The 15,020-nt window shown below is 42.3% G+C and carries 11 protein-coding genes, 3 tRNA genes, 1 rRNA gene, 1 other RNA gene and 3 other annotated features; of the genes, 14 read left to right on the top strand and 2 right to left on the bottom strand.

The genetic code is table 11. The features are described from left to right. The first annotated feature begins 278 nt into the window (after nt 1-278). Nucleotides 279-394, top strand: a 5S ribosomal RNA gene (gene rrf, locus BQ5321_RS02710). A 138-nt stretch (nt 395-532) separates the two neighbouring features. Here rrf and BQ5321_RS02705 read toward each other — a convergent pair. Beyond that, nucleotides 533-1,489 (bottom strand): YaaC family protein, encoded by a 957-nt coding sequence (locus BQ5321_RS02705; RefSeq protein ID WP_071393101.1) that lies wholly within the window; start codon nt 1,487-1,489, stop codon nt 533-535. A 112-nt stretch (nt 1,490-1,601) separates the two neighbouring features. On the opposite strand from BQ5321_RS02705, the gene guaB reads away from it, so the two are divergent. The 4 genes from guaB to BQ5321_RS02685 all read left to right on the top strand — a co-directional run bounded on the left by guaB (nt 1,602) and on the right by BQ5321_RS02685 (nt 6,616). Continuing rightward, the gene (guaB, locus tag BQ5321_RS02700; protein ID WP_071393100.1) at nt 1,602-3,068 is read left to right on the top strand and encodes an IMP dehydrogenase; all 1,467 of its coding nucleotides are present in this window, start codon (nt 1,602-1,604) and stop codon (nt 3,066-3,068) included. A 167-nt stretch (nt 3,069-3,235) separates the two neighbouring features. Continuing rightward, nucleotides 3,236-4,603 carry a serine hydrolase gene (locus BQ5321_RS02695; protein WP_187143716.1) on the top strand — a complete coding sequence of 456 codons (1,368 nt, stop codon included), beginning with the start codon at nt 3,236-3,238 and terminating at the stop codon, nt 4,601-4,603. A gap of 165 nt (nt 4,604-4,768) precedes the next feature. Then, nucleotides 4,769-4,991, top strand: a binding site (T-box leader). Nucleotides 4,992-5,117: 126 nt separating this feature from the next. Further along, entirely contained in the window at nt 5,118-6,398 is a 1,281-nt protein-coding gene (gene serS, locus BQ5321_RS02690) for a serine--tRNA ligase (protein ID WP_071393098.1), read from the top strand. A 125-nt stretch (nt 6,399-6,523) separates the two neighbouring features. Beyond that, nucleotides 6,524-6,616, top strand: a tRNA-Ser gene (locus BQ5321_RS02685). A gap of 84 nt (nt 6,617-6,700) precedes the next feature. Here the strand turns inward: BQ5321_RS02685 and BQ5321_RS02680 are convergent. Then, a complete protein-coding gene (locus tag BQ5321_RS02680) occupies nt 6,701-7,990 on the bottom strand; it encodes a LysM peptidoglycan-binding domain-containing protein (RefSeq protein ID WP_071393097.1) in 1,290 nt (429 codons plus the stop codon). Nucleotides 7,991-8,158: 168 nt separating this feature from the next. On the opposite strand from BQ5321_RS02680, the gene tadA reads away from it, so the two are divergent. The 9 genes from tadA to BQ5321_RS02635 all read left to right on the top strand — a co-directional run bounded on the left by tadA (nt 8,159) and on the right by BQ5321_RS02635 (nt 14,226). Beyond that, complete coding sequence (gene tadA, locus BQ5321_RS02675) at nt 8,159-8,686, top strand: tRNA adenosine(34) deaminase TadA (protein ID WP_071393096.1); 528 nt, start codon at nt 8,159-8,161, stop codon at nt 8,684-8,686. A 77-nt stretch (nt 8,687-8,763) separates the two neighbouring features. Then, nucleotides 8,764-9,029, top strand: an RNA gene (ffs, locus tag BQ5321_RS02670) — signal recognition particle sRNA large type. Between the two features lie 170 nt (nt 9,030-9,199). Next, a complete protein-coding gene (gene dnaX / locus BQ5321_RS02665) occupies nt 9,200-10,909 on the top strand; it encodes a DNA polymerase III subunit gamma/tau (protein ID WP_071393095.1) in 1,710 nt (569 codons plus the stop codon). 60 nt (nt 10,910-10,969) lie between these two features. Then, nucleotides 10,970-11,296 (top strand): YbaB/EbfC family nucleoid-associated protein, encoded by a 327-nt coding sequence (locus BQ5321_RS02660; protein ID WP_071396748.1) that lies wholly within the window; start codon nt 10,970-10,972, stop codon nt 11,294-11,296. Between the two features lie 13 nt (nt 11,297-11,309). Beyond that, nucleotides 11,310-11,906: a recombination mediator RecR gene (gene recR, locus BQ5321_RS02655; RefSeq protein ID WP_071393094.1), complete on the top strand. Its 597-nt coding sequence runs from the start codon at nt 11,310-11,312 to the stop codon at nt 11,904-11,906. Between the two features lie 24 nt (nt 11,907-11,930). Further along, nucleotides 11,931-12,149, top strand: coding sequence for a YaaL family protein (locus tag BQ5321_RS02650; protein ID WP_071393093.1), 219 nt, complete (start codon nt 11,931-11,933; stop codon nt 12,147-12,149). 99 nt (nt 12,150-12,248) lie between these two features. Then, nucleotides 12,249-12,512, top strand: a complete 264-nt coding sequence (locus BQ5321_RS02645; protein WP_071393092.1) for a pro-sigmaK processing inhibitor BofA family protein — start codon at nt 12,249-12,251, stop codon at nt 12,510-12,512. A 524-nt stretch (nt 12,513-13,036) separates the two neighbouring features. Further along, nucleotides 13,037-13,954, top strand: a sequence feature (16S ribosomal RNA rRNA prediction is too short). 107 nt (nt 13,955-14,061) lie between these two features. Continuing rightward, nucleotides 14,062-14,138: transfer RNA gene (locus BQ5321_RS02640), tRNA-Ile, on the top strand. Nucleotides 14,139-14,150: 12 nt separating this feature from the next. After that, a tRNA-Ala gene (locus BQ5321_RS02635) sits at nt 14,151-14,226 on the top strand. Between the two features lie 317 nt (nt 14,227-14,543). Beyond that, nucleotides 14,544-15,020, top strand: a sequence feature (23S ribosomal RNA rRNA prediction is too short).

Below are 15,020 nucleotides of genomic sequence, written 5' to 3'. Positions count from 1 at the left end.
TGATCAGGTTGATAGGTTTGGGGTGGAAGCGTGGTGACACGTGGAGCTGACAAATACTAATCGGTCGAGGACTTAACCAAATTTAGATGCGGAGGCGCCTTGCCAGGAGCGACAAGCTTAAGTCGGGCTGTCGAGAAGGTTGTTCTTTAACCTTCTTGACAGCATGGCTTAAGACCTCGAGCTCCTAGGCGCCGCAGCTCGATTCAACAATGTTGATTACTCGTCCTTTTTCTTCAGCATTATCTAGTTTTGAGGGAACAAGTCCTCAAACCAAATAGTTTGGTGACGATAGCGAGAAGGTCACACCCGTTCCCATCCCGAACACGGAAGTTAAGCTTCTCAGCGCCGATGGTAGTTGGGGTTTTACCCCTGTGAGAGTAGGACGTCGCCAAGCAAACAAAAAAAGAGTATCCAATGAGAGTACTCTTTTTTTGTTTGTTATCGAATTTTAAGGTAGGGAGTCTGAATAGACCTGGCTCTGAGACGACTTAAAAAGAACTCCAAAGTCTTATCCCCAATTATCACAATCCACTCAACACAACCGATTAAACAAAAATTGATAGATCAAAAACGGGCCCTTTTTCGCTGTCAGCTTTAAAAAGTTGACAATAAAGGGATAGTCCTTATTCGGCATTGTTTTTAGCAACTCGCTCCACCATTCTGTTTCATAGCGGGCAATCATACTTAAATTATAGAGCAACAAATAGTGTGTCAACATTTCCGGATAACTGAAGAACCTTCCCCGTAACAAGGAAAAGTAAAAGTCTCGGTCCTCTATATGATATTTAAGGGGCGTTAAACAAATATTCGTATCATGATAGTCAAAAAGGAGACAATCTGATAAACTTTCTTTGAATAATAAACTATTTGAAGATTCAGCTTGTAAGAAGTCAATAAACCGATTTTCTGTCATATGGAAGCTATCTAGAATTTTTTTTGAAAATGCAAAGCAATCCTCTTGAATGGGCACATTGATAAAGGTATGCTTTCCTTCTAGCTGTACAAACAGTGAGTGTAGCTCAGGAATTTGTTGAAACAACTCACACATTGTAACCTTATCACCCTCAGTATGCTTGATATTAAACATATCACCCAGCATACAGGATAGTAACCCATTCTTTTGAAATTTCACTTCATCATGAAAAAACTCATATTGCTGCTTTTTCCGTTTTCTGGTTGAGACCCCGTGTGCAAGCATAGCTGTATTTCCCGGATAATGAGGGTCCTTTGTCAGTATACAAGCCTTAATCAAATGGGCAAAGCCATAGAATAAAAGAATAGGCTGAATTAATAGGGGGGACTGAGCGGCCTGCTGGTAATAAATTTGGGCATGTTCCAAATAATATACAAAGGGATAGCTGTTCTCATAGCTTTTTTGTTCTGCCTGCTCTATAGATAACTTTTGATAGCAATTTTTTAAATATGATTGCGTGTCTGTGACGGAGAAAAATGGCAAAAAGGAGTGAAAATCCTTGTATGAGTGAATCAAAATCATTACCTCCATATTTTCAGAAATATTCGAATTAAAATACTTTCATTGACATTATTTTATCCAATTGATAACCTACTAATAATATTTTTCAGTCCAGGAGGTCTTTTTCATGTGGGAAAATAAATTTGCTAAAGAAGGACTAACATTCGATGATGTTCTATTGGTCCCGGCAAAATCCGAAGTACTCCCTAAAGATGTAAGTCTAAAAGTCAAGCTGACGGATAAGGTTAAGTTAAACATTCCGTTGATCAGTGCTGGTATGGATACAGTTACTGAGGCCTCAATGGCCATTGCAATGGCAAGACAAGGCGGTTTAGGTATTATTCATAAGAATATGACTGTTGAACAGCAAGCAGAGCAGGTAGACAAGGTGAAGCGCTCAGAAAGCGGAGTTATTTCAAATCCATTTTTCCTTACACCAGAAAAGCAAATTTTTGATGCAGAGCATCTAATGGGGAAATATAGAATTTCTGGCGTGCCGATTGTGAATAATTTAGAAGAAAGAAAACTGGTTGGCATACTGACTAACCGTGATTTAAGATTTATTCAGGATTATTCTATTAAGATTTCAGATGTAATGACAAAAGAGAACCTTGTAACGGCACCAGTTGGCACGACTCTAGCAGAAGCAGAGAAAATTCTACAAAAATATAAAATTGAGAAGCTTCCGCTTGTCGACGCAGAGGGTGTGCTCCAAGGACTGATTACCATTAAAGATATCGAAAAAGTCATAGAATTCCCTAATTCTGCTAAGGATGAGCATGGCCGCCTACTAGTTGGTGCAGCTGTAGGAGTGTCAAAGGACACTATGCTGCGTTTAGAGGCATTGGTTAAAGCCAGTGTTGATATCGTTGTAATTGATACAGCCCACGGGCATTCAAAGGGTGTGATTGATACGGTTAAGGAAATTCGTAAAACATACCCTGACCTATCTATCATTGCTGGTAACGTAGCAACAGCCGAGGCAACAAGAGAGCTATTCGAGGCTGGTGCAGATGTTGTAAAGGTTGGGATTGGACCTGGTTCCATTTGTACTACAAGGGTAGTTGCTGGTGTAGGTGTACCACAAATTACAGCGATTTATGACTGTGCAACAGAAGCTAGAAAGCATGGAAAGGCCATCATTGCCGATGGTGGTATAAAGTACTCTGGAGACATCGTTAAGGCACTTGCTTCTGGAGGCCATGCAGTTATGCTTGGAAGCCTATTGGCCGGTACCTCAGAAAGCCCGGGAGAAACAGAAATCTATCAAGGCCGCCGCTTCAAGGTCTATCGCGGTATGGGCTCTGTATCTGCTATGGAAAAGGGTTCAAGTGACCGTTATTTCCAAGAAGAGAATAAAAAGTTCGTTCCAGAAGGAATTGAAGGTCGTCTACCATACAAAGGACCGTTAAGCGATACAATTTATCAGCTTATTGGCGGTCTCCGTTCCGGTATGGGATATTGTGGTGCCGGAAGTCTCCAGGATTTAAGAGAAAAGAGTCAGTTTATTAAAATGAGTGGAGCTGGATTAAGAGAAAGTCACCCACATGATGTTCAAATTACAAAAGAAGCTCCAAACTACTCTATTCAATAAAAAGTAATCTTACACAAAAAGTAGGGATAAACTCCCTGCTTTTTGTTATTTTTATGGATATAAGTCTATTTAGTAAAAGTCTTACGTAAATGTGATGAAAAAAATAGGCACTTACGCAATCTATTTTTTCATAATAACTTATGTTAAAATACGAAAAGTGTTATTAAATGTTGGAGGGCTTTAAATTGAAAAAGAAAACTTTTCAGAAACAAGTAGCTGGTCTGCTAGCAATGCTTCTACTCTTAAGCCTTTTCACAGGGTTCAGTTCCGTAAGTGCAGAAGAGGATACTTTAGGTGTTAATGCTGATGCCGCCATTCTGGTGGATGCTGAGACAGGGAGAGTTTTGTACGCAAAGAACCCCGATGAGGTCCTTGGAATTGCGAGCATGACGAAAATGATGACTGAATACCTTCTTCTTGAGGCAATTAAAGAAGGTCGTGTAAAGTGGGAACAAGAGTATTCCGTGAGTGACTATGTGTATAGTGTTTCACAAGATACGGCTCTATCAAACGTACCATTACGAAAAGATGGAACATATACGATTAGAGAGCTCTATGAAGCGATGACGATTTATTCAGCAAACGGTGCAACAATTGCGATCGCCGAAACGATTGCCGGATCTGAAGCAAGTTTTGTCAAGATGATGACAGATAAGGCAAATGAGTTTGGTCTGGAAAATTTTAAATTTGTAAATTCTTCAGGTTTAAACAACCATGATTTGAAAGGTATGCATACAGTTGGTAGCGAAGAAGAGGAAAATGTAATGTCGGCTCGTGCTACTGCAACCTTGGCTTTTCACCTACTAAATGATTACCCTGAAGTATTGGAAACAACAAGTATTCCTACAAAGTCATTTAGAGCTGGTACTGATGATGAAATCAAAATGGATAACTGGAACTGGATGCTTCCAGAGCTTGTTTTTAAATATGAAGGCGTGGACGGTTTAAAGACAGGAACAACCGATTTTGCCGGCTATTGCTTTACTAGTACTGCCAAACGTAATGGAGACCGCTATATCACCGTTGTGATGAATGCCAAGGGTGAAGGCGGATCTGGTTCGTATAAATCAAGATTTGATGAAACAAAGAAAATGCTCGATTATGCATTTAGTAACTTTACAAAAGAGGAAGTTCTAAAGAAAAACTATCAAATTAAAAACAATAAAACATTACCTGTTAATAAAGGAAAAGAAGATCAGGTAAAAATTCAAACAAAATCAGCCATCGAGCTAGTGAATAAGAAGGGCGAAAAGGATAATTACAAACCTGTTCTTGTTCTAGACGAAAAGCTGCTAAACGAAGATGGAGAATTAACTGCACCGATTAAAAAAGGCACTAAAGTCGGTTATATGAAACTGGAAACGAAGGATGGAGCTCCAATTCAATTCCTTGATGGTAAGAGTCCACAAGTAGATGTCATTGCGGCAGAAGGCGTTGAAAAGGCAAATTGGTTTGTCCTTAGTATGCGTGCAATTGGTGGATTCTTCGGAGATGTTTGGGGAAGTGTATCATCAACTATAAAAGGCTGGTTTTGATAACCAAGATATAGAAAGTTCCTCATTCTTGAGGGACTTTTCTTGTATCATCAAGAGCCATTGATAACGGACTTATGTAGATTTCAGGTTTATGATAGAAATTTGCATAATCCTGTAGTAAAATGGAAATAGATAATTTTAGCAACATTTTACATACTATATCGTATTAAAGCTATGAGAGGAAGTAGTAGCAGGAAAGTTGTTCTTTAGAGAGCCGATGGTTGGTGGAAATCGGTGAATGACGCTTGTGAATCCATCCTTGAGTAGAGTATGGAAAGCCAAAAGCTGGTGAGTAAGTACTTTCGGATAAAACCGTTATCGTTTTAAGGTGGAAGGTAGCAATATGCCTTCAACTAGGGTGGCAACGCGGGTAACTCTCGTCCCTTTTTTGGGGACGGGAGTTTTTTGTGTTTTTAACAACTAAGAGTAATACCGATCATGGCTTTTCTACGATAGGCTGTGTTATTCAACAAACAAACCTACCACAGCCAAATAAATAAAGAGGAGGATGAATATGCTTGATATTAAATTTCTACGTTCAAATTTAGAAGAAGTAAAGGCAAAGCTTCAACACCGAGGTGAGGATCTTTCTGAGCTTGACCGCTTTGAGGGTCTTGATGTTTCACGCCGTGAGTTAATTGTGGAGTCAGAAAAGCTCAAAAGTAGAAGAAATGAAGTTTCTCAACAGGTGGCCGTGTTAAAACGTGAGAAAAAGGATGCAGACCATCTAATAAAGGAAATGCGCGAAGTTGGCGATGAAATTAAAGTTCTCGATGAGAAGCTTAAAGCCATTGAGGATACATTAGAGCAAATCCTTTTAGGTATTCCGAACATTCCGCATGAGAGTACACCAACCGGTGATTCAGAGGATGATAATGTTGAAGTTAGGAACTGGGGAGAAAAGCCACAGTTTGGTTTTGAAGCTAAACCACATTGGGACATTGCTGATTACTTAGCCATTCTAGACTTTGAGCGTGCGGGTAAAGTAACCGGAAGCCGATTTGTATTCTATAAAGGCTTAGGAGCTAGACTCGAAAGAGCATTATTTAACTTTATGCTTGACCTCCATACAGAAGAGCATGGGTACCTTGAAGTGCTCCCTCCATATATGGTTAATCGAGCTAGTATGACAGGTACTGGGCAATTGCCAAAGTTTGAAGAGGATGCCTTCTTAATTAATAGCGAGGATTACTTCTTGATTCCAACCGCAGAAGTACCGGTAACCAACCTGCACCGTGATGAGATTTTGGATGGTGAAGAGCTTCCAATTAGCTATGCTGCTTTTAGTGCCTGCTTCCGTTCAGAAGCTGGCTCTGCAGGACGTGACACGAGGGGGCTAATTAGACAGCATCAGTTTAACAAAGTAGAGCTAGTGAAATTTGTTAAACCTGAAGAATCCTATGATCAGCTTGAAATTCTAACTGGTCATGCTGAAAAGGTTCTGCAGCTATTGAAACTGCCGTATCGTGTTATGAGTATGTGTACTGGTGACCTTGGCTTTACGGCAGCAAAGAAATATGATATTGAGGTTTGGATGCCAAGCTATGACACCTATCGTGAAATCTCTTCTTGCAGTAATTTCGAAGCCTTCCAAGCGCGTAGAGCGAATATCCGCTTCCGCCGCGAGCTAAAAGCAAAGCCAGAGCATGTTCACACATTGAATGGATCTGGCCTTGCGATTGGCAGAACGGTAGCAGCGATCCTGGAAAATTATCAGCAGGAAGATGGTTCTGTTGTGATTCCAGAGGTACTGCGTCCATATATGGGTAATCGTGAAGTCATCACACCGAGATAATTCGTCTCACATTAAATAAAAAAGTATTTTCCGGGCAATCATTTATTGCCCGGAAAATACCTTGATAGTAGAAAATCTGTTGACAGCTTTTAGCTGCATATGATATATTTCATTTTGTTCTAAATGGAGGAATACCCAAGTCCGGCTGAAGGGATCGGTCTTGAAAACCGACAGGCGGGTTAAACCGCGCGGGGGTTCGAATCCCTCTTCCTCCGCCATAAAAATGAAAAACAAACGCGCATAAAATTGGAGATATAACCGCTATCCTGCTGGGTAGCGTTTTTTTTATGATTATAAACAGCTTACCTGCCTATTTTCCTGACATTAAAGTTTTCTGTAATCAATAGCCAGTTTTGCGGGAAGGACAAACCAAGCTTCCAGTAACTCATGCCTCGCAGTCCCAATTCTTTAATTAAATCAAATTTTGCCTGGATGGAGCGAGCATCCTCAAACCAAACCTCATGCTCCTTTCCCTCATCATCCCTATATCTAAAAAATGGTGCCTGTGATTCGGTACTGTATTGGATGGGCACATTTCTCTCGGCAGCTAAAGCAATGGCCTGCTGCGGGCTTAATGCTTTAGCAATCGTTCCTTGCACAAAAGGCAGTGTCCAGTCATAGCCGTATAGGTTCTGCCCCATTAAGATTTTCGAGGCAGGCATCTCGGTAATGGCATATTCCAAAACGTCCCGAACTGGTCCAATCGGTGACACGGCCATGGCAGGACCTCCGCTGTAGCCCCATTCATAGGTCATGATGACAACAAAGTCAACGATTTCTCCATGTGCCTTATAATCATGTGCTTCATACCAGGCACCCTCTTGCTCTGCACTCGTTTTAGGCGCCAATGCAGTAGAAAGCAGCCACCCCTGTTCGTTAAAGCGGGCCTTTGCCTTCCGTAAAAATTGGTTATATGCCTCACGGTCAACAGGCCGTAAATATTCAAAATCAAAGTGAATATCTCTAAAGCCATATTTATTTGCAGTCTCAACAATATTATTAAGAAATCGGTCTTGTATAGCTATGTCATTTAAAAGGATCCGGCCTAACTCATCACTAAACTGATCATTTTCCTGGTTCGTAATCACCATCATTAAGACATTGTTATTTGCTTCAGCTATTGCGGGAAAGTTATTTAATAACGGTTCTTTTAATGACCCATCCCTAAGAGCCTGAAAACTAAAGGGTGCTAAATAAGTTAAGTATGGAGCAGCCTCACGGGCACTAGTTTCTAGCACAGGAGCTACAGATGAACCTCTAGGCTCAACATAGGCATTGAACTCTGCTGTACTCTTAGGACGTGGTGGAATATATAATCTTGTTCCTACTACAAGAGGCTGGTTCACTGAAATCCTGTTTACAGCGGCTAATTCCTGATAGGACATTCGAAAGCGGGCTGCAATCGACCAAAGGCTGTCGCCTGGCTGGACCCAGTAAAAGCTTCCTACAATTGGGATCACTAAGGTCTGACCTACTACAAGGTTGTTTGGATTAGGTAACTCATTTGCTTCCACTAAATCATCAATCGTCGTTCCAAATGCTCTGGCAATCGATGATAGTGATTGGTTTGGTCTTACTACATGAATTTGCATACAGGTCCCTCCTAGAGCCTTACTGTTTACCTTTATTCAAAATGCTCATAGTATATAGACATACTTAAGAATAAACGCCATTATCAATTTATGTTCGAATTGATGAATCATGATATAATTTTTTCATCTTAGTCATGTACGAAGTAATGGAGGAAGGGTCGTAGCTTAATGGTTGAAAATCATTCTGATGAATTTTTTATGCAGGAAGCAATTAAAGAGGCAAAGAAAGCAGAGCTGCTTAACGAGGTCCCAATTGGAACAGTCATTGTACTACATGGAGAGGTTATTGCTAGAGCTCATAATTTAAGGGAAACAAATCAAAGTGCTGTTTCACATGCAGAGCTGCTTGCAATCGAACAGGCCTGTGAGGCAGTTGGTTCATGGCGCCTTGAAGATGCGGAGCTGTACGTAACCCTCGAACCGTGTGCCATGTGTGCAGGCGCGATTATTCTTTCACGGATTAAGCGGGTTGTGTATGGTGCGGCAGACCCTAAGGGGGGCTGTGCGGGGACGTTTATGAATCTTTTACAGGATGAGCGCTTTAACCACCAGAGTGAAGTCGTAAGTGGGGTTCTAGAACAATCATGCGGACAGCTACTAACGGATTTTTTTCGACAGGTAAGAGAGCGAAAAAGGGCGGCGAAACTGAGGCGCAAACAAGAGGTAATTGAACAAACAGAATTTGGAAGTGATTAAACATTGCATTTTGGTTTGAATATTAGTATACTAATCATGCGTCGAAAATGACGCCTAAACATATGGTATCAATTTTGCCGTGCTAAGCGGGGAGGTAGCGGTGCCCTGTACTCGCAATCCGCTCTAGCGAGGCCGAACTCCTTTCCTGAGGCTGATCTCCTGTAGGGTCTGCCTTGAGTAAGTGGTGTTGACGTCCGGGTCCTGCGCAATGGGAACCCACGAACCATGTCAGGTCCGGAAGGAAGCAGCATTAAGTGGATCATCCCATGTGCCGCAGGGTTGCCTGGGCCGAGCTAACTGCTCAAGTAACGCTTATGGGAATCAGTCGACGGAAGGTGCACGGCAGTTTAAATTATACTATCAAAACTCATCCTTTATTGGATGGGTTTTTTATTATGTAATAATCTAACCCTCTTCTAGGAAACAGGGGAAGGTAATCTTGACGATTTTTTTGTATAATAGAAAATATATACGTTATAATGAGTAGGACATTAATTAGAAGGGGGCGTTGAAGTGAGTTATCAAGCATTATATCGTGTATGGCGTCCGCAAAGCTTTATTGATGTGGTTGGACAAGAACACGTAACGAAAACATTGCAAAACGCCCTGCTTCAAGATAAAATCTCGCATGCTTATTTATTCTCAGGCCCTCGTGGAACGGGGAAAACGAGTGCAGCTAAAATACTAGCAAAGGCAGTGAACTGTGAAAAGGCACCTATAGCAGAGCCTTGTAATGAGTGTCCGTCCTGTCGGGGCATTACTGACGGCTCTATCCCGGATGTAATCGAAATCGATGCAGCTTCCAATAATGGGGTTGAAGAAATACGGGATATTCGGGATAAGGTTAAATATGCACCAACATCTGTCAAATTTAAGGTTTATATTGTCGATGAGGTTCATATGCTGTCCATCGGTGCCTTTAATGCGCTTCTCAAGACGTTGGAAGAGCCACCGAAGCATGTTATGTTTATTTTAGCAACAACAGAGCCGCATAAAATCCCGCTTACCATCATTTCAAGATGTCAGCGTTTTGACTTTAAAAGGATTACAGCTCAAGCGATTGTAAATCGTATGGCTCTTATTGCCCGTGAAACAGGGGTAGAGTATGAAGAGAATGCCTTGCACGTAATTGCTAGAGCCGCAGAGGGCGGTATGCGTGATGCGTTAAGTCTCTTGGATCAGGCGATTTCCTTTGGTAAAGAAAAAGTAACGGTTGATGACGCTCTAACCGTCACGGGTGCAGTATCTCAAGTCTTTTTGATAAACCTTGCTAAAGCGATCAAAAATCATGATGTGGTTAGTGGATTGGAATCATTAGAAGAGCTGCTTTTTCAAGGCAAGGATCCAACAAGGTTTATTGAGGATTTCATTCTTTTTTATCGCGATATGCTCTTATACAAAGCAGCTCCTAAACTGGAGGAATCATTAGAGCGTGTCCTGCTTGATGAGGAGTTTAAGACGCTAGCGGAAGACATAAATCCGGATGAAATTTATCAGCTCATTAACCAATTGAGCAAGACACAGCAAGAAATGCGGTTTACGAACCATCCGAAGATTTTTCTCGAAGTGGCAGTAGTTAAGTTATGTCAGCTTGAAGCAGCTTCGAATGTAGCAGGTGGTCCAGCAATTGATCAGCTGATGGAAAGAATCAACCTGCTTGAAAATGAAATTAGCGAGCTAAAGCAACACGGGGTTAAGGTGATAGAAGAGGAGCACGCTCCGGCAGCACAGAAACGTCCGCAAAGAGTGGCTAGAAGAGGGTTTCAGGTACCGGCAGGCAGAATTAATGAGATTCTGAAATCTGCCACAAAGCAGGACCTCCAGGCTGTTAAAGGACGCTGGGCAGAATTAATTGAAGCATTGACAGCTAATCAAATGCGCTCGCAGGCTGCGTTATTAAAAGAAGCAGAGCCGGCTGCAGCCTCAAGTCAGGCACTGGTCATTAAATTTAAATATGAAATCCACTGTCAAATGGCAATGGATAATGATAAATTTGTAGAGGCGATCTCCTCTATTCTGCAAAGAATAACCGGCAAACGAATGAGCGTTACAGGTGTTCCGGAGGATCAATGGGCAACAATACGTGAATCATTTGTGAAAAATCAACGCCATGATGACAACGGTAGTGGTGAAAGTGCTGAACTAGGTGCACCAGAGGAAGAACCGCATATAGCTGAAGCCATGAAGCTATTCGGTGCTGAACTGATTGAAGTAAAAGAATAACCAAGAATATTTTGTAAAAAAGAATTGATAAAATAATAACTATTGGAGGTCATGAATATGATGCGTGGCGGTGGAATGGGTAACATGCAAAAAATGATGAAGCAAATGCAAAAAATGCAAAAGGATATGGCAAAGGCACAGGAAGAATTGGGAGAACAAAAAATTGAAGGTACAGCTGGCGGTGGCATGGTAACAGTAATCATGACAGGGCATAAAGAAGTTGTCGATGTAAATATTAAAGAAGAGGTTGTCGATCCCGAAGATGTAGAAATGCTCCAGGATTTAGTGCTTGCAGCTACAAATGATGCATTGAAAAAGGTTGACGAGCTGACAAATCAAAAAATGGGGAAATTCACTCAAGGTATGAATCTTCCTGGCATGTTCTAGGAGGTAAGGCAGGATGCATTATCCGGAACCCATATCTAAATTAATTGACAGTTTTATGAAATTGCCAGGTATCGGCCCTAAAACGGCTGCTCGTCTGGCTTTTTTTGTCCTAAATATGAAGGAAGATACCGTATTGGACTTTGCAAAGGCGTTAGTCAATGCGAAAAGAAACTTATCCTATTGCTCTGTATGCGGCCATATCACGGATCAGGATCCTTGTTATATTTGTGAAGACCAGCGTAGAGACCGAACCATTATTTGTGTTGTCCAGGATCCTAAGGATGTCATTGCGATGGAGAAAATGAAGGAGTTCAATGGATTATACCATGTCTTGCATGGTTCTATATCACCGATGGATGGAATTGGACCAGAGGATATTAATATTCCCGCTTTATTAAAAAGACTCCAGGATGAAACCGTAAAGGAAGTCATATTAGCAACAAACCCAAATATTGAAGGCGAAGCAACTGCTATGTATATATCCAGACTTCTGAAGCCATCAGGTATTAGAATAACGAGAATAGCGCATGGTTTACCGGTAGGTGGAGATTTAGAATATGCAGATGAGGTCACTTTATCAAAGGCAATGGAAGGCAGAAGAGAAGTATAACTTCATTCTATGGAGGAGAAGCGGATGTTTTTTCGGAGAAAAGGACGGCTGCGTGCAGATTATGATGAACAGCTGGTAGAACAATTAAAGCGGCTAAAAAAGGACTGGGACCATCAAAGTACATTAACAAAAAAAAGCTTTGATCCCTTCGGTGAAATGGAATTACAAACTAAAATAGCCAGAGCAAAGTATCTTATATTGTTACGTGAGGCAAAGAAACGAAGAATTTCTCTCCTGAAATAGTTGATAACCGGTTTCGAGTCTGTCGTGATATCCCTAGGTCTATTCTGTACAAGCTATTCATAAGAATAGTAGTACAAAGATTTGAAAGGGAGAATGATTTTGGAGCCAATCATGATTATCGCTTTATTAGGAATCCTTGCTTTGCTTATTTTTTTGCTTGGAACACCCTTAAAGCCTATACGCTTTATTAGCCAAGCTGCAGCGAAATTGATCATAGGGGCCTTCTTTTTATTTTTTCTCAATATGCTCGGAAATCAATTTGGAATCCATATTCCCATTAACCTAATAACATCCGCTGTATCTGGATTTTTAGGCATTCCTGGAATGTTTGCACTCGTAGCCATTGATATGTGGATTATTTAACTTCATTCAGCAAATGCTTTTTGTACCGCAAGCTTGCGACAAGTACAGAAGCCCTCCACTTTTACAAGTGGGGTTCAAACCCCGGCTGAATGAAGTTAAGCCTCCGGCGGATGTCTCGAATTTTTTTAAAGGTAGTCTATCGAGCGAGCTCGATAAAAATCCGGACGCAAATTCGATGGGCGAATTTGATACAGAAAGGCCGTTATCTTTTTATCGGCTTTTCTGTTTTTCTTTTGCGTTCAAACAAGTCGGGCGAATGTAACTCCTCAGATTTAAAAAAACAGTTGACTATAATCACAAAGGATGGTTATAATGTTCAAGTCGTCGTTAATAACTAACGGACAAACTGTTATCAACTCATTAGAAACTTCTAAAAAATGTTGACACTATGATTTGGTAATGATATATTAATAAAGTCGCTTATGAGCGATGGTAATTGTTCCTTGAAAACTGAACAACAAAAAAGTCAACGTTAATTCAAAGTCTTTTTTAAAAAGACAATTAGAGCTTAATCAAACACTACTTTATTGGAGAGTTTGATCCTGGCTCAGGACGAACGCTGGCGGCGTGCCTAATACATGCAAGTCGAGCGAATCTGAGGGAGCTTGCTCCCGAAGGTTAGCGGCGGACGGGTGAGTAACACGTGGGCAACCTGCCTATAAGACTGGGATAACTTCGGGAAACCGGAGCTAATACCGGATAATTCTTTTCCTCTCATGAGGGAAAGCTGAAAGGCGGCTTCGGCTGTCACTTATAGATGGGCCCGCGGCGCATTAGCTAGTTGGTGAGGTAACGGCTCACCAAGGCGACGATGCGTAGCCGACCTGAGAGGGTGATCGGCCACACTGGGACTGAGACACGGCCCAGACTCCTACGGGAGGCAGCAGTAGGGAATCTTCCGCAATGGACGAAAGTCTGACGGAGCAACGCCGCGTGAGTGATGAAGGTTTTCGGATCGTAAAACTCTGTTGTTAGGGAAGAACAAGTACGAGAGTAACTGCTCGTACCTTGACGGTACCTAACCAGAAAGCCACGGCTAACTACGTGCCAGCAGCCGCGGTAATACGTAGGTGGCAAGCGTTGTCCGGAATTATTGGGCGTAAAGCGCGCGCAGGCGGTTCCTTAAGTCTGATGTGAAAGCCCACGGCTCAACCGTGGAGGGTCATTGGAAACTGGGGAACTTGAGTGCAGAAGAGAAGAGTGGAATTCCACGTGTAGCGGTGAAATGCGTAGAGATGTGGAGGAACACCAGTGGCGAAGGCGACTCTTTGGTCTGTAACTGACGCTGAGGCGCGAAAGCGTGGGGAGCAAACAGGATTAGATACCCTGGTAGTCCACGCCGTAAACGATGNAGGAGCCAGCCGCCTAAGGTGGGACAGATGATTGGGGTGAAGTCGTAACAAGGTAGCCGTATCGGAAGGTGCGGCTGGATCACCTCCTTTCTAAGGATATTACGGAAAACCTTCGGTTTATCTGAAGGTTCATTATGTTGATGATTTTGTTGTTCGGTTTTGAAGGAGCAATCCTTTAATAAATATATCCTTTATGTGGGCCTATAGCTCAGCTGGTTAGAGCACACGCCTGATAAGCGTGAGGTCGATGGTTCGAGTCCATTTAGGCCCACCATTTTCCCATAAAGGGGCCTTAGCTCAGCTGGGAGAGCGCCTGCTTTGCACGCAGGAGGTCAGCGGTTCGATCCCGCTAGGCTCCACCATATTAACCATTTGTTGATTGTTGTAATAAATCAATCGATGGTCATTTTTGTTCCTTGAAAACTAGATAATGAAATGAAGAAAAAGCATAAAACCGAGTAGAAACACATTAGATTTATCTTTTTAACGCTTTTATAAGCATTATGAAAGCATAATCTGTAGGTGAATTAGCAGCGAGAAGGTCGAGGAAGCGACAGAGTGAGCATCGGAGCGTACGTAGTAGGTACGTGAGAAGCGGAACGACGAGCTGACGAAGAGATTCGAAGCTGATCATTCGCCGGTATAGGTTAAGTTAGAAAGGGCGCACGGTGAATGCCTTGGCACTAGGAGCCGATGAAGGACGGGACTAACACCGATATGCTTCGGAGAGCTGTAAGTAAGCTTTGATCCGGAGATTTCCGAATGGGGAAACCCAGCATCCGTAATGGGATGTTATCTTTACCTGAATACATAGGGTATTCAAGGCAGACCCGGGGAACTGAAACATCTAAGTACCCGGAGGAAGAGAAAGCAATTGCGATTCCCTGAGTAGCGGCGAGCGAAACGGGAACAGCCCAAACCAAGAGGCTTGCCTCTTGGGGTTGTAGGACACTCTACATGGAGTTACAAAGGAACGGGGTAGACGAACAGGTCTGGAAAGGCCGGTCATAGAAGGTAAAAACCCTGTAGTTGAAACTTCGTTCCCTCCTGAGTGGATCCTGAGTACGGCGGGACACGTGAAATCCCGTCGGAAGCAGGGAGGACCATCTCCCAAGGCTAAATACTCCCTAGTGACCGATAGTGAACCAGTACCGTG

The organism is Bacillus tuaregi, from assembly GCF_900104575.1.
Lineage (GTDB): Bacteria > Bacillota > Bacilli > Bacillales > Cytobacillaceae > Bacillus_BD > Bacillus_BD tuaregi.
This window is presented reverse-complemented; position numbering and strand designations above follow the sequence as displayed.

Bases quoted from the DNA above. Each gene is read 5' to 3' on its own strand.
- BQ5321_RS02695 (WP_187143716.1), top strand. From the start codon at position 3,236: ATGTTGGAGGGCTTTAAATTGAAAAAGAAAACTTTTCAGAAACAAGTA.
- serS (WP_071393098.1), top strand. From the start codon at position 5,118: ATGCTTGATATTAAATTTCTACGTTCAAATTTAGAAGAAGTAAAGGCA.
- recR (WP_071393094.1), top strand. From the start codon at position 11,310: ATGCATTATCCGGAACCCATATCTAAATTAATTGACAGTTTTATGAAA.
- BQ5321_RS02680 (WP_071393097.1), bottom strand. From the start codon at position 7,990: ATGCAAATTCATGTAGTAAGACCAAACCAATCACTATCATCGATTGCC.
- guaB (WP_071393100.1), top strand. From the start codon at position 1,602: ATGTGGGAAAATAAATTTGCTAAAGAAGGACTAACATTCGATGATGTT.
- BQ5321_RS02660 (WP_071396748.1), top strand. From the start codon at position 10,970: ATGCGTGGCGGTGGAATGGGTAACATGCAAAAAATGATGAAGCAAATG.
- tadA (WP_071393096.1), top strand. From the start codon at position 8,159: ATGGTTGAAAATCATTCTGATGAATTTTTTATGCAGGAAGCAATTAAA.
- BQ5321_RS02650 (WP_071393093.1), top strand. From the start codon at position 11,931: ATGTTTTTTCGGAGAAAAGGACGGCTGCGTGCAGATTATGATGAACAG.